Origin of the sequence: Micromonospora sp. NRRL B-16802, from assembly GCF_001279555.1 — a bacterium.
Taxonomy (GTDB): Bacteria; Actinomycetota; Actinomycetes; order Mycobacteriales; family Micromonosporaceae; genus Micromonospora; species Micromonospora profundi.
In genome coordinates this window covers 94,871-117,627 of record NZ_LGEB01000013.1, presented here as the reverse complement: position 1 = coordinate 117,627, position 22,757 = coordinate 94,871, and the positions used below count along the sequence as shown (strand labels likewise).

The 22,757-nt window shown below is 71.9% G+C and carries 17 protein-coding genes; 5 read left to right on the top strand and 12 right to left on the bottom strand.

What is annotated here, in order from left to right:
* Window positions 1-12: 12 nt before the first annotated feature.
* Window positions 13-876: a DUF1028 domain-containing protein gene (locus ADK66_RS04560; RefSeq protein WP_053652622.1), complete on the top strand. Its 864-nt coding sequence runs from the start codon at window positions 13-15 to the stop codon at window positions 874-876.
* Window positions 877-914: 38 nt separating this feature from the next.
* Here the strand turns inward: ADK66_RS04560 and ADK66_RS04555 are convergent, their stop codons facing one another.
* Entirely contained in the window at window positions 915-1,802 is an 888-nt protein-coding gene (locus ADK66_RS04555; protein ID WP_197281409.1) for a phosphatase PAP2 family protein, read from the bottom strand.
* Between the two features lie 164 nt (window positions 1,803-1,966).
* On the opposite strand from ADK66_RS04555, the gene ADK66_RS04550 reads away from it, so the two are divergent.
* Window positions 1,967-2,674, top strand: coding sequence for a DUF3159 domain-containing protein (locus ADK66_RS04550; RefSeq protein WP_053652672.1), 708 nt, complete (start codon window positions 1,967-1,969; stop codon window positions 2,672-2,674).
* Window positions 2,675-2,994: 320 nt separating this feature from the next.
* Here ADK66_RS04550 and ADK66_RS04545 read toward each other — a convergent pair whose 3' ends face one another.
* Window positions 2,995-5,901, bottom strand: coding sequence for a glycoside hydrolase family 48 protein (locus tag ADK66_RS04545; protein WP_053652620.1), 2,907 nt, complete (start codon window positions 5,899-5,901; stop codon window positions 2,995-2,997).
* An 842-nt stretch (window positions 5,902-6,743) separates the two neighbouring features.
* Here ADK66_RS04545 and ADK66_RS04540 point away from each other — a divergent pair.
* Window positions 6,744-8,087 carry a GH1 family beta-glucosidase gene (locus ADK66_RS04540; protein ID WP_053652619.1) on the top strand — a complete coding sequence of 448 codons (1,344 nt, stop codon included), beginning with the start codon at window positions 6,744-6,746 and terminating at the stop codon, window positions 8,085-8,087.
* Between the two features lie 77 nt (window positions 8,088-8,164).
* Here the strand turns inward: ADK66_RS04540 and ADK66_RS04535 are convergent, their stop codons facing one another.
* The 3 genes from ADK66_RS04535 to ADK66_RS04525 all read right to left on the bottom strand — a co-directional run bounded on the left by ADK66_RS04535 (window position 8,165) and on the right by ADK66_RS04525 (window position 12,633).
* On the bottom strand, window positions 8,165-8,578 hold the full coding sequence (locus ADK66_RS04535) for a roadblock/LC7 domain-containing protein (RefSeq protein WP_197281421.1): 414 nt from the start codon (window positions 8,576-8,578) through the stop codon (window positions 8,165-8,167).
* 5 nt (window positions 8,579-8,583) lie between these two features.
* Window positions 8,584-11,121 (bottom strand): ATP-binding protein, encoded by a 2,538-nt coding sequence (locus tag ADK66_RS04530; RefSeq protein WP_053652617.1) that lies wholly within the window; start codon window positions 11,119-11,121, stop codon window positions 8,584-8,586.
* Between the two features lie 99 nt (window positions 11,122-11,220).
* Complete coding sequence (locus ADK66_RS04525; protein WP_053652616.1) at window positions 11,221-12,633, bottom strand: FGGY family carbohydrate kinase; 1,413 nt, start codon at window positions 12,631-12,633, stop codon at window positions 11,221-11,223.
* Window positions 12,634-12,894: 261 nt separating this feature from the next.
* Between ADK66_RS04525 and ADK66_RS04520 the strand changes: the two genes are divergently transcribed.
* Complete coding sequence (locus tag ADK66_RS04520) at window positions 12,895-14,811, top strand: anthranilate synthase family protein (protein WP_053652615.1); 1,917 nt, start codon at window positions 12,895-12,897, stop codon at window positions 14,809-14,811.
* Between the two features lie 87 nt (window positions 14,812-14,898).
* Here the strand turns inward: ADK66_RS04520 and wrbA are convergent, their stop codons facing one another.
* The 4 genes from wrbA to ADK66_RS04500 all read right to left on the bottom strand — a co-directional run bounded on the left by wrbA (window position 14,899) and on the right by ADK66_RS04500 (window position 17,229).
* Window positions 14,899-15,516, bottom strand: coding sequence for an NAD(P)H:quinone oxidoreductase (wrbA, locus tag ADK66_RS04515; RefSeq protein WP_053652614.1), 618 nt, complete (start codon window positions 15,514-15,516; stop codon window positions 14,899-14,901).
* Between the two features lie 120 nt (window positions 15,517-15,636).
* On the bottom strand, window positions 15,637-16,005 hold the full coding sequence (locus ADK66_RS04510; protein WP_053652613.1) for a DUF3037 domain-containing protein: 369 nt from the start codon (window positions 16,003-16,005) through the stop codon (window positions 15,637-15,639).
* Complete coding sequence (locus ADK66_RS04505) at window positions 16,002-16,760, bottom strand: HipA family kinase (protein WP_053652671.1); 759 nt, start codon at window positions 16,758-16,760, stop codon at window positions 16,002-16,004. The genes ADK66_RS04510 and ADK66_RS04505 overlap by 4 nt, the downstream gene beginning before the upstream one ends.
* A 76-nt stretch (window positions 16,761-16,836) precedes the next feature.
* Complete coding sequence (locus ADK66_RS04500; protein ID WP_053652612.1) at window positions 16,837-17,229, bottom strand: DUF4190 domain-containing protein; 393 nt, start codon at window positions 17,227-17,229, stop codon at window positions 16,837-16,839.
* Between the two features lie 121 nt (window positions 17,230-17,350).
* Here ADK66_RS04500 and ADK66_RS04495 point away from each other — a divergent pair, with 121 nt between their 5' ends.
* The gene (locus ADK66_RS04495) at window positions 17,351-18,487 is read left to right on the top strand and encodes a winged helix DNA-binding domain-containing protein (protein WP_053652611.1); all 1,137 of its coding nucleotides are present in this window, start codon (window positions 17,351-17,353) and stop codon (window positions 18,485-18,487) included.
* 57 nt (window positions 18,488-18,544) lie between these two features.
* Here ADK66_RS04495 and malQ read toward each other — a convergent pair whose 3' ends face one another.
* The 3 genes from malQ to ADK66_RS04480 all read right to left on the bottom strand — a co-directional run bounded on the left by malQ (window position 18,545) and on the right by ADK66_RS04480 (window position 22,756).
* Window positions 18,545-20,587, bottom strand: coding sequence for a 4-alpha-glucanotransferase (malQ, locus tag ADK66_RS04490; protein ID WP_053652610.1), 2,043 nt, complete (start codon window positions 20,585-20,587; stop codon window positions 18,545-18,547).
* A 113-nt stretch (window positions 20,588-20,700) separates the two neighbouring features.
* On the bottom strand, window positions 20,701-21,909 hold the full coding sequence (locus tag ADK66_RS04485; RefSeq protein WP_053652609.1) for an ABC transporter ATP-binding protein: 1,209 nt from the start codon (window positions 21,907-21,909) through the stop codon (window positions 20,701-20,703).
* Window positions 21,910-21,919: 10 nt separating this feature from the next.
* Window positions 21,920-22,756, bottom strand: coding sequence for a carbohydrate ABC transporter permease (locus ADK66_RS04480; protein WP_053652608.1), 837 nt, complete (start codon window positions 22,754-22,756; stop codon window positions 21,920-21,922).
* Between the last annotated feature and the right edge of the window lies 1 nt (window position 22,757).

The following is a 22,757-nucleotide window of genomic DNA, read 5'->3' as shown; positions in this document are numbered from 1 at the left end:
TAATCTCGGCTGGTGACCTTCTCCCTCGTCGCCCGCTCCGCCGACGGCCGCCTGCACGGCGTGGTCGTGGCCAGCAAGTTCCTGGCGGCCGGGGCGCTCGTACCGGCCGCGGAGGCCGAGATCGGCGCGCTTGCCACCCAGGCACACGTCAATCTCGCCTACCGGCCGCAGGGGTTGGCCCTGCTGCGCACCGGGGTTGCCGCCGCCGACGTGGTGGCCGGTCTGGTCGCCGCCGACGGCGACCGCGCGCACCGCCAGCTCGGTGTGGTGGGGGCCACCGGTCCGGGCGCGACCTGGACGGGCCCGGCCTGTCATCCGTGGGCCGGGGGCCGAGTCGGCGATGGCTGGGCCGCGCAGGGCAACATCCTCGCCGGCCCGGAGGTCGTCGACGCGCTGGCCGATGCGTGGCTCGCCGGGTCGGCGCTGCCGTTCGCCGAGCGGCTCGTGGCCGCGCTGCGCGCCGGTGACGAGGCCGGCGGCGATCGGCGCGGCCGGCAGAGCGCCGGCCTGCTCGTGGTCGAGCGCGGCGGTGGGTACGCCGGCACCAGCGACGTGCTTGTCGACCTGCGGGTGGACGACCAGCCGGACCCGGTGGCGGAGCTGGAGAGGCTGCTCGCCGTACACACACTGCTGTTCAGCCGGCCCGACCCGGCGACCCTGCTCGACCTGAGCGGCGCGGTCGCCGACGAGGTGGCGGCGCTGCTCGCCGCGCTGGGTCATCAGGTTGCCGCCGACGGCCCGGAGGAGGCGTTGTTCTCCTGGGCCGCTCTGGAAAACCTGGAGGAGCGGCTGGTGCCGGGGCGCATCGACCCGGTGGTGTTGACGCACCTGCGCAGCGTCGCGCCGCACGTGCCCGCCCCTCGACAGGCGAGCTGACCCGCGCCCGGGTTGGCGAGCTGACTCCCCCGGCCGGCTCAGCCCTTGACGCGGGGCACCAGCCGGTGCACGACGGTGAGCACCAACGCCATGACCACCGCCATCGTGCCGGCGATGCCGGCGGCGCTGCCCGCGTACGCGACGAAGAGGGGCCGACGGCTCAGCTCGGTCGGCCAGGTGTCGCGCAGGCCCACCAGCCACGCCAGGGCGAGCCCGCAGACGATCAGGGCCAGCACGCCGGCCACGCCGAGCACCGCGCTGGCGACCCGGTGCGCATCGCCGGGGGCGACCTCGGCCTGTTCCCGCTGGGTGACCAGCAGCACCAGCCCGGCCAGCGCCGCCCAGACGCCCACCACCAGGTACGCGGCGACGGCGTCGCTGGGTCGGTGCCAGCCGGCCGAGAGGGTGGCGACCCCGGCGGCAGCGGCGTAGGTCGCGCCGATGAACGCGCCTGCGGCCCGTACCTTGCGGGGCAGGACGAGCATCAGCGCGAGGGCCACCGAGGCGGCCACTGCGGTGTGCCCACTGGGGAGGCTGTTGCCGACCCCGGCGCGCTCCGGGTCGATGCCGTAGTCCGGGCGGGCCAGCCCGTACTTGAGCAGTTGGGTGGTGACGTTCGCGCCGGCGATGAGCAGGGTGGCGGTGACGGCAAGGGCGATGCGGCCCCGGATGAGCGCGATGAAGCCGATCATCGCGGTGGCGGCCAGCAGGGACACCACCGACATCGCGTTGAGGAGTCGGTCCACCGGACCGTCGATGCGATCCTGACCGATCTGGTTGCCGGTAAGGGCGACCGTGTCGACCCACTGGCCGATCCCGGTGTGTACGGCCACCCGCCAGACGGCGAGGAAGGCGGCCGCCTGAACGAGGGCCAGTACGACCAACCAGACCGCGGTCCAACCCCTTGCCGTCGCGCGCATCCGCACACCGTAGCGGCCGTCGCGGACCGGCCGGCTGGTGGCCCACCGCCTGTCGACGGTTAGGTTGAACCAGGGTGGAGGAGGTCGCTGTGGACGGCACACCGGAGCGGAAGTCCGGCCAGGTCAGGCCCGCCTCCGAGCGGCGGGAGGCGGCGGAGCCCGGTGGGCAGGTGCGCGGCGAGTCGTTGGCGGACCTGCTGGGCGGCCGGCGCGGGGCCATCGACGCCACGCTTCCTCCGGTGGCGTTCGCGGCGGGCTGGCTGATCGGCGGCGAGTCGCTGTGGGCAGGGGTCGGCGCGGCGCTTGTCGTCGGCGCGGCGGTGGCGGGCGTACGGCTGCGGCGGGGTGACCGGCCACGTTCGGTGCTGATCGGCCTGCTCGCGGTCTGCGTCGCGGCGCTCGTCGCGGTCCGGACCGGCCGGGCCGAGAACTTCTTTCTGATCCAGTTGCTGTCGAACGCGGCGAGCGCGCTGGCCTGGGCGGTGAGCATCGTGGTGCGCTGGCCGCTGCTCGGGGTGGTGGTCGGCACGGCGCTGGGTCAGCGTGGCCGGTGGCGGCGCGACCCGGCGCTGCTGCGCGGGTACGGCCGCGCCAGTTGGGTGTGGACGGCCACCTATGTGCTGCGGGTGGCGGTGTTCGTTCCGCTGTACCTGGGCGGGCAGGTGCTCGCGCTCGTGGTGGCCCGCGTCGCGTTGACCTGGCCGCTGGTGGCGGCGGCGCTGGCGGTGAGCTGGGTGGTGCTGCGTCGGTCGTTGCCGGCCGGGCACCCCGGTCTGCGGCATCCGGTCCCGCCCGACGCCGCCACCGAGGCACCCGACGCGCCGAGCGGCACCCCTGCGCACGAACCGGAGCCAGGGCAAGCGCCGGGGCCGGGCTGAAAGTCGGCGGGCGGCAGCGCTCATCGGGCAGAAAAGTGGAGAGGCCGCCACGGGGGGAGCGGCCTCTCCGATCAGGTACGTTACTCCGTCGTACTCGTCGGCGTGATCCCACGAGAGCCCGAATTTCTGGGCTTTTTCGCGACTGTCTCCACTCCGGGCGGTGGGGTGGGCCGGTCGACCCGCTGCGTTGGCCGGATGACCGGCCCACCCCGGCCTGACCGTGGGTGTCAGGCCGTTCCGCCGGCCGGGTTCCTCAGTTCCCCCGAACCCGGCCGAACCCCGAGGTGGGCGGGGGCACGCTCGCCCACCCCGGGTCGTTGTCAGCCGTTCGGGAACAGCGTCCCGTAGTCGGCGTACGCCATGGCCACGTCGGCCTGCGCCCAGAAACGGTGGTAGTTGAAGCTGGGCTCCGGACCGCCGTCCAGGTACGCCTGGACCTTGGGCCAGTCCGGGTCGTTCTTGTAGAAGGACCGGATGTCGATGAAGCTCTTGCCGGCGGCGATGGCGTCGCCGTTTGGCATCTTCCCGGTCCAGCCCGGCGGGACGTAGAGGCCCTGCCCGCTGGACGCGTCGTAGGTGTCGTCGAAGCGCCGGTAGTCGCCACGCTTCTCGGTGGTGGAGACACCCTTGGCGTCAGCGGCTGCGGAGAGGGCGTCGAGCAGCCCCTTGGCGGTGTCCTTGGCCGCCACGTTGCCGGACTTGGCCGCGTACGCGATGAGGGTCCGGGCGTAGGCGGCGGCGACGCCGACGTCCTGGCCCTTGACGGTGACCTCGACGTGCAGGTTGGTGTTGGGCTGCGGGTTGCTCGGGTTCCAAGTGGTCGGCTGGCCGGTCCACTTCATGTCCGACGGGATCGACCAGTTGGTGCCGACAGTGGTGTTGGCGATCGCCCAGGGCACCCACTTGTCCAGCAGGGCCTTGGCCTTCGCGTTGCCGGTCTGGAGGTACAGCTCGGCGATCCGCTGCATCGACCAGGCCTGCATGCCGAACCACTGGTTGGACGGCGGGTCGTTGTAGACCGGGTCGACGTCGTAGAACATGCCGTAGAAGGTGCTGGTGCCGGCCGGAGGCTGGGCGTAGCTACCGTCCCAGCTGTTGGTGGCGCCACCGGCGATGCCGCCCTCGGCGGACTGGAGCCAGGTGTAGAACTCCAGCTGCCGCTCGAAGCTCTTGGTCCAGTCGGCGACAGCCGTCGACGACTGCGGCTTGAGCTCCGGGGTGTTGGTCAGCGCCCAGGCCGCGAACGGGTTCTGGTAGCCGAAGTGGTTGTGGCTGGAGCCGATCCGCCAGGACCAGTTCTGGCTGGCGTCGTACGCGCCACCCCAGGCGTAGTACCAGGAGAGCAGGTAGTGCGCCGAGTCCTTGCCGCTGCCCGCGGGGCAGGTGCTGGCACCGACGCAGTTGCCGATCTTCTTGAAGTACTTGTCGAACATCGCGTACCGCAGGTAGTCGCCCATCTTGGCGGCCTTGGCCACGGTGGCCGCGACGTCGGCCTGCTTACCCTGCGCCTTGGACCAGGTCAGCGCCCAGTACGCGGCCTGCACTGCGCGGGCGTCGGCGTCCGGGGCGTTCGTGTACTTCCACTGCTTGGCGGGAGCGCCGCTGTCCTTGACGAACAGGTCGAGGTAGCCGTACTGGCCGCCGTGCTTGAAGGTGTCGCAGGACGGCTGCGGGATGGTCTCCCACACCGACTCCTGGGTGCCCCGCTGGAAGGTGTTGATGTAGGCCGGCTTGGTGGTGCCGTCGCCGCAGTGGCCGAAGCCGTAGGTGTTGTCGACGTCCAGCAGCCAGTGCATGCCGTAGATGTCGCCGGTGCCGTAGGTGGACTGCAGCTCCGAGCGCAGCGGGTCCTGCCCGACCGCGACGTTCGGGTCCAGCGCCGAGGGGTACTGGCTGGGCAGGTTGTATTCCGCGGCGTACTGCGGGGTGCCCGCGGAGCCCGCGGTCGGCTGGTCGGCGTGCGAGGGGATGATGTACTTCTCCATCACCGTCCAGGCGTTGTTGAACGGTGCCCAGTTCTGGGTGACCTGGCCGTAGTAGGCCTCCAGCCAGAGCCAGAAGCTGAACGCCTCCGAGGTGGTCTCGTGCCCGTGGTCGGGCGCCTCGACGATCAGCGTCTCCACCGAGTGGTACGGCACGCCCTCGGGGCTGAAGTAGCCCGAGTTTTTGATCTTGCCGTACTGCTCGAGGAACTTCTTGATGTAGGCGTTGTCGCCGCCCGGGGTGTCGTTGTCGATCTCGGTGGCGGCGACCGCCAGCGAGGCGATGCCGGTGGCGGCGGCGGTGATGGTGGCGCTACCGCCGACGGTGTCGGTGTCCTCCGCCGCGGCGACCGTGACGGTGACCCCGGTGTTCCAGTTGGTCGGCGTCAGCGTGACGGTGGCCGGCGTGACAGTGATGTCGGTGTCGCCCGTGCGGGTGAGAGTGACCGGCACGTTCGCCGTCGGCGCGGCGCTGAGCTTGAGGTTGAAGGTGCTGCTGCCGCCCTCGTTGACGCTCACCGCGGACGGGGTGGCGACAAGCGTCGGGCCGGTGGCGGCGCCGACGGTGAACGCCTTCTCGGCGACACCGATGCCGTTGGCGTTGTCGTACGCCTTGGCCTGGACGGTGTAGCTGCCGGCCGGCAGGTCCTCCTGCGTGTACGCGTACGGCGCGGTGGTGTCGGTGTTGATCAGCAGGCCGTTGCGGTAGAACTCGACCTTGCTGATCGTGCCGTCCGGGTCGCTCGCGGTGGCGGTCAGCGGCACGTCGGCCGGCGCGGTGAACGGCCCGGCCGGCAGGTCGAGGGAGACCGTCGGCGGCTGGTTGGCCGGGGTGCCGTTGCACGGGGTGCCGTTGAGGGTGAACGAGGTCGGCTTCGGGTTGCTGCCCGTGTGGGAGCCGTTGAATCCGATGGTGGTGGAGGCCCCGGTGCCGAGGTTGCCGTTGTACGACTCGTTCGTCGCGGTGACCTCGCTGCCGGACTGGCTGAACCTCGCCGACCACCCCTGGGTGACCCGCTGGCCACTGTTCGGGAAGGTCCACTTGAGCGTCCAGTTGCTGACCGGGTCGCCCAGGTTCTTGATGGTGACGTTGGCGGTGAAGCCGGTGTTCCAGTCGTTGGTCGCGTAGACCACGTCGCAGGCCGGTGCGGCCTGCGCAGCGCCGGCCGGCAGGGTCACCCCGCCGACGGCGAGCGCGGCGGCGGCGAGGATCGCCACTCGGCGGCGTCGTGCCAGTTGTCTCATGTGCGCGGTGTCTCCTCGGACCAGGCCGGGACGGACCCGGCGAGGCGCCTGCCCGCAGGTGTGGTGGTGTGCGGGGGATTCGAGGCGCCGGAATGGTGGTCGCCCCGGGCCCGGCCGGGGGTGCGGCGGTGCGGCCCGCGCGGGAGGGGGTCCCGTCGGCTGCGATCGGGTGCCGCGACCGGCGATGATGCTGCCGGCTGCCCTCGGCGGACCCACGCCACGCGATCTGGCTCTGTCGCGTTGAATCGACAGTGTGCCATGGAAGCGCTCCCACGACAAGCGCACAGGAGCCTGAATCAGACACTTGTTTCGATCTCGTTTTGGGTCTTTCACAAAGGCGTGACGGGCGTTACAGTCGCAACATCGGTCGATGGGAGCGCTTCCATCGACAAAGGTTCCAACTAGAAGATCACCGAGGTTGTCCTCGCGACGACTTCGGGGAACCAGCCCGAAGGCTGACGGCGGGCCAGCCCGGACGCCGCCGTCAGCCATCGTCCCATCACTGGGAGGGAGGTGGAACCAGAGCCACTCGCGTGGCCCGGCTCCCGCGCGACACGCACGGCAGGACCCAAATTCCGCCCGTGCGTGTGCAGTTACAGTGGGGACGGGGGTTGCCCTCCCCCGTCCCCACACACTAAACCCCCGTACACGATGGGAAAAGAGGCCGACGGACAGGCGCGACGCGCCGCCCGGTCGGCCTCGTTCGCTGTCCGGGGCCCCCACCCGCCTCGACCTGGTAGCCCGAGCCGCCAAGCGGCCGGCTGACTGGGCGGGGCGCTCCTGACCTATCCTGGGAGCGCTCCCGAATCTCGGCGGTGGCCCCGTACCCACGAGGAGAATCCATGTCGATACCCACCGGGCCCACCGGCCCGCTGCGCTTCCCCAGCGACTTCGGCTGGGGTGCCGCCACCTCCGCGTACCAGATCGAGGGCGCCACCAAGGAGGACGGCCGCGGCGAATCGGTCTGGGACACGTTCAGCCGCGTCCCCGGGCGCACCCGAAACGGCGACACCGGCGATGTGGCCGCTGACCACTACCACCGGTACGCCGAAGACCTCGACCTGATGCGCGACCTCGGGCTGCGCAGCTACCGCTTCTCCATCTCCTGGCCGCGCATCCAGCCCGACGGCACCGGCGCGCCCAACCAGCGCGGACTGGACTTCTACCGCCGGCTGATCGACGGCCTGCACGAGCGTGGCATCGAGCCGATGGCGACCCTCTTCCACTGGGACCTGCCGCAGGCGTTGCAGGACGCCGACGGCTGGGAGTCCCGCGACACCGCCCACCGCTTCGCCGACTACGCCGACTCCGTCTTCTCCGCCCTCGGCGACCGGGTGTCCGTCTGGCTCACCATCAACGAACCCAAGACCGTCGTGCAGAACGGCTACCTCATCGGCCACCACGCACCCGGCCGGCAGGACCCGGACGCCGCCTACCTCGTCGCCCACCACCTGCAACTCGCCCACGGTCTCGCGGTCCGCGCGCTACGCGCCGCCAACAGCACCAGCCGGATCGGCCCCGCGCTCAACCTGCACCCCTGCTACCCCGCCGACGACTCGCCCGAGGCGGCCGCCGCCGCCCAGCTCTACGACGGCTACGAGAACCGCCTCTACCTCGACTCCCTGCTCAAGGGCAGCTACCCGCAGGACGTGCTCGCCGACCTGGGCTCGCGCAGCCGGATGGCCCGCGGCATCCGCGACGGCGACCTGGCGGTGATCTCCTCGCCGGTCGACCTGCTCGCCGTGCAGTACTACACGCCGATCTACGTCACCGCCGACGGCCGCAGCGAGCAGCGCTGGCCGACCTCCGAGGCCGAATGGCAGCAGATCTACCCCGACGGGATGTACGACATCCTGACCCGGGTCACCCGCGACTACGGTCCGATCCCGCTCACGGTCACCGAGAACGGCCTGCCCACCCCCGACACCCTGGGTACCGACGGCACCGTCGACGACGCCGGCCGGATCACCTTCCTGCGCGACCACCTCGCCGCCGCGCACCGCGCCATCGCCGCCGGAGTGCCGCTGGAGAGCTTCCACGTCTGGTCACTGCTTGACAACTTCGAGTGGGCCGAGGGCTACGACCAGCGCTGGGGTCTGGTCTATGTGGACTACGCGACCCAGCGACGCGTGCTCAAGCGCAGCGCCCACTGGTACCGCTCCGTGATCGCCGAGGGCGGTTTCTGAACGGGGCGCCCGGACAGCCGGGCCCGGACGGCTCGGCTCCGGTGAGCCGGTGACCGTCCGGGTCACGCCCGGACCACTCAGCGAGGCAACGCCTGCTGCAACTCCGCCCGCAGCGCAGGGGTGAGCATCTCCCCCGCCTGCTTCGCGAGCCGCGCCATCTCGTAACCCACCACGCCGATGTCCGCGTCACCAGCGGCCAGCGTGGCCAGGATCGAGCCGTCACGCACCTGCATCACCAGGAAATAACCACGGCCCATCTCGACCACCGTCTGCTTGACGATGTCGCCGTCGAACATCTGCGCCGCACCGGCCGTGATGCTCATCAACCCCGAGGTCACCGCGGCGAGCTTGTCGGCGTGGTCCCGCGGCAGGTGATCGGAGATCGCGACCAGCAGCCCGTCCGAGGAGACCACCACCGCGTGCGCCACACCGGGCACCCGCTCCGCGAACGCGCTCACCAGCCAGCTCAGATCCCGTGCCTCCTGGCTCAACGTCGTCACTGTCGTCGTCCCCCTTCGTCGTGCCCCCACGAGGATGACACGGGTATCTCGGTGGTGTCCTCGGCCTCCGCACGCCGTACCCCGCTGTAGAGCCGGGAAAGCATGCCCCCCACCGCCGCCGGGTCCAGATCGACACGTGTCGGCGTCGAGCCCGGCTGCGCCGGGCGGGTGACCGCGGAAAGCTGCGCCATCGGCACCCGTACCGGCAGGCCCCGCTCGTTCGTGCCCGCGGTCACCGGCGTCGCGGGCGGCACGGCCGGACCGGTGACCGCCGGGCCGGCCGGTCCCTCACGGGACCACCAGCCGCTGCCGTCGGACGCAGCGGCCGGCGCGGCCAGCACATCCTCGGCGCGCACCGGCACCGGGCGAGCCTGCTGCGGCACGGCAGCCGCCGGCGGACGACCGGCGAACGGCAACTCCATCGGCGCGGCGGCCGGCGCGGCCACTCGGGAAGCCCTGGCCATCCGCTGCGCTCCAATGCCGCGCGCCGCGCCAGCCGCCAGCATCCGGGCCGGCATCGGCGGATCCAGCTCCACAGTGCCCGCCGGAGCCAGCAGAGAGGCGGGCAGCACCAGCCGGGCGACCAGGCCGCCGCTCTGCCCACCGTCGAGCCGCACGAGTACGCCCAGCCGGGCGGCCAGGTGGCTGACCACGAACAGGCCCATCCGCTCGACCGCCGCGACGTTCGCAGCCGGCGGGCTCGCCAGCACCGCGTTCGCCTCGGCGAGCGCGGCCTGGGTCATGCCGAGGCCGTTGTCGGCGATGTCGATCTGCACGGCCGACGCCTCGACCCGGGCGGTCACCACGACCGCCGTGTCCGGGCGGGAGAACGCCGTAGCGTTCTCCAGCAACTCGGCCAGCATGTGCACCAACTCGCCCACCGCGTGCCCGACCACGTTGACGTCGCCCGCCGGTTCCAGGCGGACCCGCTGGTACTGCTCGATCTCGGCGGCCGCGGCAAGCAGCACGCTGCCGAGACCGACCGGGCGGTTCCGCCGGCGGGTGGATTCCGAGCCCGCCAGCACCAACAGGCTCTCGTCGTTGCGGCGCATCCGGGCGGCCAGGTGGTCGAGCTTGAACAGGTTCTCCAACTGGTCCGGGTCGCTCTCCTCGCGCTCCAGATCGTCAAGCAGCTCCAGTTGGCGCTCCACAAGCACCTGGCTGCGTCGGGCCAGGTTGACGAACATGCTGTTGACGTTGCGGCGCATCCGCGCCTGCTCGACGGCGACGCTGACCGCGCTGCGGTGCACCGCGACGAACGCCTCGGCCAGCTCGCCGATCTCGTCGAGCGAGCGCACCACCGGCGGCGCGACGTCGATGTCGGTCACCCCGCTGTTCACCGTACGTAGCCGGTCCAGCGCGTCCGGCAGCTCGATCTGCGCGATCCGCAGCGCCTGACTGCGCAACAGGCGCATCGACCGGGCAACCGACCGGCCGACGAGCAGCGAGATGAGCAGGGCTGCCAGCAGCACCGTGACGATCCCACCGACGACAAGCAGGGTGTCCCGCAGCTGACTGGAGCTGACGTCGTCGGCCTGCCGCACAGCGTCGTCGAGCACCCCCGCTTCGAGCTGACGCAGCAACTCCTGACGCTGCTGGCTCGCCGACCACCACTGCTCCGAGGGCAGCACCTCCGGCGTCGCGTCACCAGTGGGCAGGCTGCGTTCCTCCAACTGGGTGGCGACCTGGAACATCGGGTTCACCGAAGCCGCGTCGTACCGGCGGATCTGGTCGATGGTGGCGGCCACCCGGAACGCCCCCAGCGCGGTGAGCTGCTGAGCGCGCAGGTCGGAGAGCAGGACCCGGTCGTCGGTGCCGTACCGGCCGGCGCGGGAGGCGGCGTAGAGCTGGGCGCGGATCCGGGAGGACAGCTCCTTGACCCGGGCCAGCTGGACGTAGCGCAGCACCGCGTCGCTCAACGCCGGTCGTTCCTGACCCGGCGTCGGCTCGTCGAGCAGATCGAGCAGCGCGTCGATGGCCCGGTGGTAGTTGCTCAGGATGGTGTCGTTGCTCAACACCGCCGGCGGGACAGCCGCCCGGATGTCGACCACCTTGTCGTACGCCTCCAACGCATCGGAGTAGGCGACCCGCCAGGATGCGTCGGCGTTGGCGAGCGGTTTCGCGGCCCGGCGCAGGTCGTCGACGGCCCGGTCGGTGGCCGACTGCAACGGCCTCAGGTCGCTGGCCGCGGCCTGCCGGTCACCACCCCGGCGCAGTTCGCCAAGCTCACCCGCCGACCGGTCGCGCTCCTGCTGGAGGTGGTGCACCACGGCGGTGATCTGCCTGCCGATGCCGACCTGCCGGGCGAAGTCGTTAAGCTCGGTCGTCCGCCCGACGAGAGCGCTGGTCTGCACGCTTGCCAGCACCAGGAACGCCACCGACGGCACCACCAGGACGGTGGCCAGCTTGGTGCTCATCCGCCAGTCGCGCAGCCGGAACGGCGAGCGGCGCCGGTGCGGAACGACCCGGACGTCGAAGCGACGCCGACGATGGTTCGACACCGAACCGCTCGCCTGATCGGGACCTGCCGCCACCCTGCATCCTCCGTCCTGCCGCGTCCACCGCGACCCGGGGAGCGCAGTCCATCCAACCAGGCCCGGAAGCCCTGTCAACGGTCCGGTCAGACCGAAAGTTCAGGAAGGATACTGCGGGTGCGGCCGACCTGTCGTCGTCGGTGGAACCAGCTCATCCGTCCGGCCGATGTCGGCGAGCTCGGTCGCGTCGCAACAGCGGCCCATCGCCACCAGCGCGGCACCTGTGGCACCGACCTCCGGGTTGCGTTGGTGCGACACCGGTCGCGGCGCGAGCGTGGAGGCGAACGCCTGACGCCACCACACCGAGGCGGCCACCGCGCCACCGCCCAGCACCACATCGACAGGACTGTCGATGGTGGACTCCAACACCGCGAGGTCGTCGGCGACGAGCCCACAGAGACCCTGCATGAGGCCGGCCAGGATGTCCACGGCCGTCGTGCCGAAGCTCAGCCCACGCAACTCGCCAGTGCCCGCCGGCGCGACCCCGGGCGCCCGATCACCGCCGAATCGGGGATCCGCCGGCTGGCCACCGCCGGGCGGCACCAGCGCCAACGCCGCGTCCAGCTCGTCGCCGGCAGGCAACCGCAACTCCCGCTGAGCCCAGGCGAACAGGTTGCCGCCACTGGAGTACGCCGCCCCGGTCACCACATGCTCGTGGTCGACCCGGTAACGCCAGAGCCGTTCGGGCAGCCGGGGCATCGGCTCGCCGGCCGGGATCCGCTGCATCAGGCGTACGGCGGCGGAGGTGCCGACAGTGATCGCGGCCCGGCTCGGGTCGACGCAGCCCGACCCCACGTTGGACGCCCCACCGTCGCCGACCGGCGGCGCCCAGCGCGCCTCGGCCAACTGGGGCCAGCGTCGCGCCCAGTCGGACCGGAGCCGACCGTGCCAGTTCAACTCCCACAGCGGCGGCAGCTCACCGGGACGTGCCCCGGCCAGCACCAGCGCCTCCTCGTCCCAGCGCAGGCTGCCCAGGTCCAGCAGGCCGGTGCCGGACGCCTGGGAGATCGACATGGGCGCCGCCTCCAGCAGCTCACCCAGGACGTACTCGGGCAGGCCGACGAACCGGGCGATCGAGGTACCGGACTGCGCACGCAGCCAGGGCAGGCGCATCGACCAGTAGGAACGGTGCCACCAGCAGCCGGTGCGCTGGTGGAAGTCGTCCGGGTCGGCCGGGCCCGCAGCGCCCTTGGCCGCCGTGGGCCGGGTGTCCAGCCAGGTCACCACCGGACCGAGCGGAGCGCCGTCGCGGCCCAGCGGGAGCACCGAGTGCCACTGCGCGGAGATCGCCACCAGGCCGATGTCCCGCAGCTGTCCCGACTCGGCCAACTCGTCCAGGCACTCGACGAGCAGCGTGCGGTAGTCGGGCCCGGACAGCGTGCCGGTGCCGTCGTCGCCGCTGGCGAGGTTGACCTTCCGTCGGGCCAGCACGCCGGGCATTGGCTGGGCGTCACCGCTCAGCACCAGCCCGCGTACCGAGGATGTGCCCAGGTCGAGCGCGAGAATGTTCATCGCCGGTCAAGTTACCCGGTGCCGGCCGGACAGCAACGGCGGTCACGCCGAGCACACCCGTACACCCGAACAGGTTCCGGACCCGAGCACGGACGCGTAGGGTGGTCGCATGCTCGCGCACCTGACCTGCTGGTGGCCCGCCAACCTGGCGGCCACCCCCCGCGCGTAGCTTCACTCACGCGGCCGCCATCGAGGCGGCCGCCGGATCTCCCGGCCCGGATGGCCGCCCCCGCTGGCGGCGCCCGGCCTACGGAGACTCCGATGACCCACCTGACCGATCTGCTCGCCGCCGTCGCCGACGGTGTCGACCCCGGCCCTTTCGCGCTGGTGCGCCGCGAGGGCGCCGACGAGCTTGAGCTGTTCACCGGCCCCGTCGACACCGTCGAACGCCTGGCGGACATCCCGCTGCCGCCGGGTACGCCCGGAGCGCGGACGCTCGCCGTGGTGCCGTACCGGCAGATCGCCGAGCGCGGCTTCGCCTGCGTCGACGACGGCGCGCCGCTGGAGTGTCTCCAGATCCGCGAGCACCGGCGGATCCCCCTGGCCGAGGCTCTGGCCGCGCTGCCCGACCAACCGGTCCGTACTGAGGGCGCCGCGTTCGACGTCACCGACGAGGAGTACGCCCGGATCGTGCAGCGGGTGCTCGCCGAGGAGATCGGCCGGGGCGAGGGTGCCAACTTCGTCATCCACCGCGTCCTGAACGCCACAGTGCAGGGAGCGCCGCTGCTTGCCGCGCTCGCCGCGCTGCGCCGGCTGCTGGTCGCCGAGCGTGGCGCGTACTGGACGTTCGTGGTGCACACCGGCACCCGGATCCTGGTCGGCGCGAGCCCGGAGCGGCACGTGAGCGTCGACGACGGCCTCGTCATGATGAACCCGATCAGCGGCACCTTCCGATCCTCCGGCGAGGCGCCGGACACCGCCGCGCTGTTGCGGTTCCTCGCCGATCCCAAGGAGGTCGAGGAGCTGTACATGGTGCTCGACGAGGAGCTGAAGATGATGGCTACCGTCGCCGAGCACGGCGGCCAGGTGATCGGCCCGTACCTCAAGGAGATGTCGCACCTGGCGCACACCGAGTACCTGCTCGCCGGGCGGGGCACCCGCGACGTGCGGGAGGTGCTGCGCGAGACGATGTTCGCGCCGACCGTCACGGGCAGCCCCATGGAGAACGCCTGCCGGGTGATCGCCCGGCACGAGGGGCGCGGCCGGGGCTACTACGCGGGGGTGCTGGCCCTGCTCGGCCACGACGAGGCGGGCCGGCAGACCCTGGACGCCCCGATCCTGATCCGGACCGCCGAGATCTCACCCACCGGCCAGCTGCGGGTGCCGGTCGGCGCGACACTGGTCCGACACTCGACGGCTGCCGGCGAGGTGGCCGAGACGCACGCCAAGGCGGCCGGTGTGCTGGCCGCGCTGGGTCTCGGCCCGGCGGCGCCCGCCGGCGCGGGCGGGCAGGCCGCGCGGCTGGCCGACGACCCGGCGGTACGCGCCGCGCTCGCCGCGCGTAACGCCCCGCTGGCCCGGTTCTGGCTGGACCAGCGGGCACCGGACGCGCTGGGCCTGCCCGGTCTGGTGGGCCGGCGGGCGTTGATCGTGGACGCCGAGGACACCTTCACCGGCATGCTGGCCCACCAACTGGGCGCGTTGGGGCTCGCGGTCACGCTGCGACCGTGGCACGCCTGCGAGCCGGTCGACGGGTACGACCTGGTGGTGGCCGGGCCGGGGCCGGGCGACCCGGGAAGCCCGGACGAGCCGAAGATGGTGGCGTTGCGAAAGCTGCTGACCGGGCTGCTGGCGGCCGGACGGCCGACTCTCGCGGTCTGCCTCGGGCACCAGGTGCTGGCCGGGCTGCTGGGGCTGCCGATGCACCGCCGTCAGGCGCCCTATCAGGGGTTGCAGCGGGAGGTGCCGCTGTTCGGCCGGACCCGCCGGGTGGGGTTCTACTCGACGTTCACCGCGCTCGCCGACGGGGACCGCCTGGAAACCACGTACGGGACTGTGGAGCTGGCCCGGGACGTCAGCGACGGCGCCGTGCACGCGCTGCGCGGGCGCGGCTTCGCCGGCGTGCAGTTCCACCCGGAGTCGGTGCTCAGCCCGGACGGACTCGCCGTGCTGTCCGAGCTCCTGGCCGACCTGTTGCCGGCCGCGCCGGCGGGCATAGCGGCCACCGTGCGGGGGTAGGGCTGGTGTGGCCGGTGGCGCGGGCGGGCCGAGAGCCCCCGCCCGCGCCACCGGTACCCAGGCGTATCGGGGGTCTGCGGCTGCGGGTCAGCCGGCCATGCCCTGCTTCAGCGCGGCACCGATCAGCACGGCCCGGCGGGCGGTGAGGGCGCAGGCGCCAAGCGCCACGGCGTCCGGGGCGATCTCACCGTTGTTGCTGACGTGTGAGGCCCCGTACGGGTTGCCGGCGATGAACTGGCTGGAGTCGGTGTAGCCGGGGGTGACCACGATCCCGCCCCAGTGGTAGAAGACGTTGAAGAGCGCGGTAAGCGTGGTCTCCTGCCCGCCGTGCAAGGTCGCCGTCGAGGTGAACGCGGAATAGACCTTGTTGGCCAGCGCGCCCTTGGCCCAGAGCGGGCCTGTGGTGTCGATGAACTGCTTCAGCTGGGCGGCGACCATGCCGTACCGGGTCGGCGCACCCATGATCACCACGTCGGCCCAGGACAGGTCGTCGACCATCGCCTCGGGGACGTCCTGGGTCTCCAGGTGATGCGCCTGCCAACCGGAGTTGGAGCGGATCGCCTCGTCCGGCGCCAACTCCCGCACCTTGCGGAGGCGTACGTCGGCGCCGGCTTCGCCCGCGGCCTCGCAGACGGCCTGCGCCATCTGGTACGTGATGCCTGTGGCGCTGTAGTAGATCACCGCCACCTTGGTCTGAGCAGCCATAAGTCGTGTCCCCTCTTGATTCGGCTCAAGCTCTCGCGACTACCCTCCCGATCGCACGACAAACGACAGCCGGGCTGCAGGGCTGTTCTGGCGCTCGTCAGAGGGCCCGTGGTCACGCCGTCAGCGGACCAGCGCCGCCATCAGCCGGTCCACCTCGGCCGCCGGGTCGGCAGTGAGCCCGGTGTGCACCGGGCCGGCCTGGATCATCGTGCTGCGCGGTGCTGCCAGCCAGTGGAACCGTTCACCGAGCCGCATCCGGGTCGCCGGTCCGTCACCGGCGCAGGTCCGGTCCCAGGAATCGAGGACCGCTGCCACGGCCGGCAGGTCGACGTCGGGGGCCAGCGCGCGGACCCGGTCGGCATCCAGGTGTGTCCGCGCGGCCAGGAAGTCGCGCTGCTGGCAGTAGAGCAGCACACCGACGTTGATCTGCTCGCCGCGCTCGATGCGGGGCACCAGCCGGATGATGGCGTACTCGAAGGGGTGTCTCACGCGGCGTCCCCCGCCGGTAGCCAGTCCACCGACCGGGCGACCCGCTGCGACAGGTGCGCCACGTACGCCTCCCGGGCCGCGTCGGCCGAGTCGAAGTCGGCAGCGGTCAGCCACTCCGGGGGCACCAGCGCCAGCACCTCGGCGAGCAGCTCCGGGGTGATCAGGGGCGCCAACTCGGCGTCGGCTTCGGCCATCCGGTCGGCGTACGGCGCCAGCACGTGATCCTCGGCCCGGTAGGGCCGGTGCACCGCGGCTTCGGCGCGGGGCCAGTTGTGGTGGAAGTACAGGGCAGCGCCATGGTCGATCAGCCACAGGTCCCGGTGCCAGACCAGCAGGTTCGGGTTGCGCCAGCTCCGGTCGACGTTCTGCACGTACGCGTCGAACCAGAGCACCCGGGACGCCAGCGTCGGGTCCACGGGGTGCGCGACCGGGTCGAAGCCCAGAGCCCCCGGCAGGAAGTCCATCCCCAGGTTGGCGCCGCCGCTGTTGCGGAGCAGCTCCTGCACCTCCTGGTCGGGCTCGGCCCGCCCGATCACCGGGTCGACGTCCAGGACCACGAGTGACGGCACCCGCAGCTCCAACCGGCGGGCCAGCTCGCCGCAGATCACCTCGGCGACGAGCGCCTTCGGCCCCTGCCCGGCGCCCCGGAACTTCGCCACGTACGTGCCGAGGTCGTCGGCCTCCACGACGCCCGGAAGCGAGCCACCCTCGCGCAGCGGGGTGACGTAACGGATCGCGGTGACCTGGCGGAGCACGCCGACCACCCTACTGTGGCGGCCGTTCAGTCATCCCGTTCGGCCGGCCACCCGGTGCGTGTGCCTCGACGTGCCGTCAGTCGAGCTTGTCGCGCAGGTCGTCGACCTGCTGCTGGAGGCGGTCCACCGCGCTGTCGTTGTTGACGAAGGTGGTGATGCCAGCGGCCAGACCCAAGCCGATCAGCACGGCCAGGATGCTCAGCACGAGGCCGCCGATGGCCACCCCACGGCCGGTCACTCCGGGCCGCCGGCTCATCTTCAGCCCGAAGATGCCGAGGATGACGCCGATGATGCCAAGGATCAGCCCGATCCAGGCGAGGATCGCGGTCAGCACGCTGAGCAGGCCAGCCACGCCGAAGACGAGGGCGAAGGTGGCGGCCGCGCTGGTCTTGGCGTTGACGGACGCCCGATGGGTCCGGGACCCGGCCGGTTCACCGGCGCCCCGTGCCGGCTCGCTTGCGGCAGTCATGGCACTCCCTTCCGTACGCGCGGTACGCGTACTTCCGGCGGCGCATTCCCACTCCGGCGACCGTTAAGCCTGCTGTCGTACGGCGGGCCTAGGCTGCGCGACGACGACCGGGAAGGGTGCCATGAATGCTGACCTCGGCGCGGCCGACGCGCTGGCGCTACGGATGACAAGCCTGCTGCTGCGCCCGCATCCGAGCACCCGCCCCGGGAGCGTCGCCGCTGTGGTCGAGTGGTTCGGCGCGATGCAGGCACAGGATCTGGCCAGCGGGCTCTGGTCGCTGGGGGCGCGGCTGCCCGGCCGGAGCATGGCCGACGTGCAGGCGGCGCTGGAACGGCGCGAGGCCCTGCGCACCTGGCCGATGCGCGGCACCGTGCACCTCGTCCCGCCCGCCGACGCCCGCTGGATGCTGGAGCTCACCGGCGTCCGCTCGCTGGCTGGCCTGGCGACCCGTCGAGCCCGCCTGGGGCTCACCGACGACGACGCGGAGCGGGCCGTGGACGTCCTGGGCGCCGCGCTGGCCGGCGGCGGCCGACTCACCCGGGCACAGTGCCTGGCGACCCTCCGCGCGGCAGGGGTGGCGACCGACGGCCAGCGGGGTTACCACCTGCTCTGGTATTCGAGCGTGCGCGGGGTGACCTGCGTGGCACCGAACGTCGGCACCGAGCAGACGTTCGCGCTGCTCGACGAGTGGGCACCGGCGCCACGACGGCCCGAGCGGGACGAGGCGCTGGCGATGCTCGCCCACCGCTACGTGCGCGGGCACGGCCCGGTCACGGCCCGCGAGTTCGCCGGCTGGAGCGGCCTCACACTCACCGACGCGCGGCGCGGCCTGGCCGCCGCCGAAGGTCTGGGCACGGTACGCGTCGACGGCGAGCCGATGCACGTGGACGCGGCGCTCGTCGACGCCGCGCTGGCCGGCCCGGTGGCAGCCGACGAGGCAGGCTCGTCGCTTGACGACGTGCTCGTGTTGCCGGGCTTCGACGAGTACCTGCTCGGCTACCGGGACCGCACGCTGATGCTCGACCCCGCGCACCAACCGGCAGTGGTGCCGGGCAACAACGGCATCTTCCAGGCCACAGTGGTCCGCGCCGGCCGGGTGGTCGGCGTGTGGAAACGCAAGATCGGCCGGACCGCGGTGACCGTGACGATCCAGCCGCTGGCGACGCTCGACGCCGCCGCCCGGGCAGGCGTGGAGCGGGCTCTCGGGCGGTACGCGGACTTCCTCGGTCTGCCTCCCCGCTTCGACTGGCGTACGTGACCGCTCGCCGCGAGCGCCCGGCCAGCGTCACCACCGACCGGGCACCCGGATGAGGCGTCAGTCGTCGGCGGGACGCGCCGACCCGGTGGCCGGCTGCACGGCGGCCGACCGCGCGGAACCCGAGCGCGGGCGGGCAGCGGTGAGCAGATCGGCGACCCGGGCAACCCGGGGATCCTCGCGGATCTGCGCCACGGTGGCCGGCAGCGGCAGCCGCCAGTTCGGATACTCGTCCACAGTGCCCGGCATGTTGGGTTGGCGCACCTCGCCCAGCACGTCGTAGAGCGAGACGCCGAGCAGGCGGGCCGGGCTGGCCGCGAGCGCGGCGTGCATCGCGACCACCACGTCGCCGTCGTCGGGTCGGGCCGGCCCATCGGTCGACGCCGGGTCGGCCGACTCGACCGGCGACGGCAGCAGCGCTTCGTCGCGCAGCATCGCCACCAGCCGATCCCGGTCGGTGGCGGCCCGGGCCCGTTCCACAGCCACGTCGGTGCCGAGCAGCTTCAACTCGTCGCGTACCCGGACGTGCTCGCCGGTCAGGAAGCCTGGCGCGGTCGGCAGGTCGTGGGTGGAGATCGTGGCCAGCGCGTTGCGTGGCCAGCGCGACGGCCTGACGAAGTCGCCGTCGTCGTCGCGGGCGAACCACAGCACCGTCGAGCCGAGCATGTTGCGCCCCCGCAGCCCCCGTGTCACGGCGGGTTGGACGGTGCCGAGATCCTCACCGACCACCACCGCGCCGGCCCGGTGCGCCTCCAGCGCGAGGATGCCGAGCATCGCCTCCGCGTCGTAGCGCACGTAGGTGCCCTCGGCGGCACCGGCGCCCGGTGGGACCCACCACAGTCGCCACAGCCCGGCGACGTGGTCGACACGCAGGCCGTCGGCGTGCCGCAGGGTCCGCCGCAGCATGTCGCGGTACGCCGCGTACCCGGTCTCGGCAAGCCGGTCCGGCCGCCACGCGGCGAGCCCCCAGTCCTGGCCGAGCTGGTTGAAGTCGTCCGGTGGGGCGCCGACCCGCACGCCCTGCGCCAGCACGTCGGCGAGTTGCCAGCCGTCCGCGCCGCCCGGGTCGATGCCGACGGCCAGGTCGTGCACGACGCCGACTGGCATCCCCGCCGCGCGGGCCGCCGCCGTGACGGCGTCGAGTTGCTCGTCGCAGAGGTGTTGCAGCCAGGCGTGCAGGGCCACCCGGTCGGCGAGCTGCCGGCGCTGCTCGGCGACCGCGGGCGCGTCGGGGTGGTGCAGCTCCGCGGGCCACGCCCGCCAGTCGTTGCCGTGCCGCTCGGCGAGCGCGCACCAGGTGGCGAAGGTGGTAAGCGCCGGGTCCGCGGCGAGGTCCGCCCGCTGGGCGTACGGGTACAGCAGCTCCAGGGCGTGCCGCTTGGCGGCCCACACCTCGTCGTAGTCGATCAGATCGCCACGGTCGGGGCGCAGCGCGTCGACAACGGCACGGGTCGCCGGGTCAGCCGCCCGGTACGCGGCGATGTCGCTGACCCGCAGGTAGAGCGGGTTGACGAAGCGCCGGCTGGCCGGTGAGTACGGTGAGGTGGCCACCGGATGCGCCGGGCCGACCGCGTGCAGAGGGTTGAGCAGCACCAGCCCCGCGCCGTTGTCGCCGGCCCAGCCGGTGAACTCGGCGAGGTCACCGAAGTCGCCCATGCCCCACGACCGCTGCGAACTGAGCGCGTAGAGCTGGAGCATCCAGCCCCAGGTGCGCGGCGGCACGGGCAGCCGGCGGGGCACCACGACGAGCGTCACCTCCCGGCCAGCGCAGGCCAGCCGGTGCCAGCCCAGCGGCAGGTCGCCCGGCAGCTCACCGTCGACCGCGCGGCGACCACCGTCCTCCAGGCTCACCACACCCGGGCCGGGAAGTGGCCGGGAGGTGCCGTGGGCCAGCACCACGGTCGCCGGCAGGGCGGCACCGTCGACAGCGCGGGCGGCGGCGAGCGCGTCGGCCACCGCTGCCGGGCTGGTGGCGTCCACCCCGAGAAGGCCGAGCACGCCCACCACTGTCTCCGGCGCGACCTCGACGCGGCGGTGCCGCCAGTCCTCGTACCAGGTGGACACCCCGTGCGCGTTGGCCAGCGCGGCCAGTCGTCGATTCATCCGTCCCCCGCCTCACGACGCGACCTGCGACCACCTTGCCACGGTCGGACGCTCCACGCAGGACACGAGAGGGCCGGCGGGTCTCCCCGCCGGCCCCGTCACGATGGACGCTGTCAGTCGGCGAGCGCGCCGGCCGCCCGGCCCTCGTGCAACGTGAGGTTGCGACCGTTGGACGGATCGAACAGGTGAATCTTCTCCAGGTTGAACCAGACCCGGCGCGACTCCCCCTCGGTGACCGGTGACTCCGCGGACAGCCGGGTCACCAGGTTGCCGCCAGCGCCGGCGAAGTCGGACGCGCCGGCGTCGGCGGCCAACTCCTCCAGCTCGGCGGCGCTCGCCTTCTCGCCCTCGACAGTGAAGTAGACGTACTTGTCCGAGCCCATCGACTCGACGATGTCCACCGGCGCCTCGAACTCGATGCCCCGGCGACGGGTGTCGTCGTCGACAAGTTCGGCGTCCTCGAAGTGCTCGGGACGGATACCGAGGATCAGCTCGCGGGGCGCGTCGGCGGCCTCCAGTTCGCGGCGTACCCGGTCGCCGAGTGGGACGTCGCCCAGCGCGGTGTGCAGCCCGCCGTCCTGCACGGCGGCGTGCAGGAAGTTCATCGACGGTGAGCCGATGAAGCCGGCCACGAACAGGTTGCGCGGGTGGTCGTACAGCTCCTGCGGCGGGCCGACCTGCTGGATCGCCCCACCCCTCATGATCACCACGCGGTCGCCTAGGGTCATCGCCTCGGTCTGGTCGTGGGTGACGTAGACGGTGGTGGTGCCGAGTTGCTTCTGCAGACGGGACACCACAGTCCGCATCTGCACCCGCAGTTTGGCGTCGAGGTTGGACAGCGGCTCGTCCATCAGGAACGCCTTGGGCTTGCGTACGATCGCCCGGCCCATCGCCACCCGCTGCCGCTGGCCACCGGAGAGGTTGGCCGGCTTGCGGTCCAGCAGCGAGGTCAGCTCCAGCACCTTCGCCGCCTCGTCGACCTTCGAGTTGATGGTCTCCTTGTCGAGCTTGGCCAACCGCAGCGGGAAGGCCATGTTCTCCCGCACCGTCATGTTCGGATACAGCGCGTACGACTGGAACACCATGGCGATGTCCCGGTCCCGGGGAGCCTTGTCGTTGACCCGTTGGCCGCCGATGCGCAGCTCACCGGAGCTGATGTCCTCCAACCCGGCGATCATGTTGAGGGTGGTGGACTTGCCGCAGCCAGACGGGCCGACCAGGATCACGAACTCGCCGTCGGCGATCTCCAGGTCGACGTCCTGCACGGCGACGGTCCCGTCCGGGAAACTCTTGCTCACCTTGTCGAGCACGATGTCAGCCATGACTTTCCACCTATCCCTTGACTGCGCCGGAGGTCAGACCGGACACGATGCGGCGCTGGAAGAAGAGAACGAACAGGATGATCGGAACGGTGATCACCACGGCGGCGGCGCAGATCGCCCCGGTGGGGTCCTCGAACTGCGACTCGCCGGTGAAGAACGACAGGGCGACCGGCACCGTACGGGCGCGTTCGGTGGAGGTCAGCGTGATGGCGAACAGGAAGTCGTTCCAGCAGAAGATGAAGACCAGGATCGCCGTGGTGAACAGGCCGGGCGCGGCCAGCGGGGCGATCACGCGCCGGAACGCCTGCGCCTGCGTGGCGCCGTCCATCTTCGCCGCCTTCTCCAGGTCCCACGGGATCTGCTTGAAGAACGCCGACAGCGTGTAGATCGCCAGCGGCAGCGCGAAGGTGATGTACGGCAGGATCAGCCCGGGCCAGGTGTCGAAGAGGCCGAGCTGACGCTCGATCTCGAACAGCGGCGACACCAGTGACACCTGCGGGAACATCGCGATCAGCAGGGACACCCCGACCAGCAGGCGCTTGCCGGGAAAATCCAGCCGACTGATCGCGTACGCGGCCATCGCGCCGAGCACCACGGCGATCAGCGTGGCGATCAGGGCGATACCGATGGAGTTGATCAGCGCCCGGACGAACTGGTCGGTGTTGAAGATCGACTTGTAGTTGTCGAGCGTCCACTCGCGGGGGATGAACTTCCCGTCGGTGAGAGTGGCAGGCGTCTTGAACGACAGCGACGCGATCCACAGCACCGGGACCAGCGCGAAGACGATCACCAGGATGTCGAGCAGGCCCCAACGCACCTTCGCCCGGGTGGTGGTTTCGACGGCCATG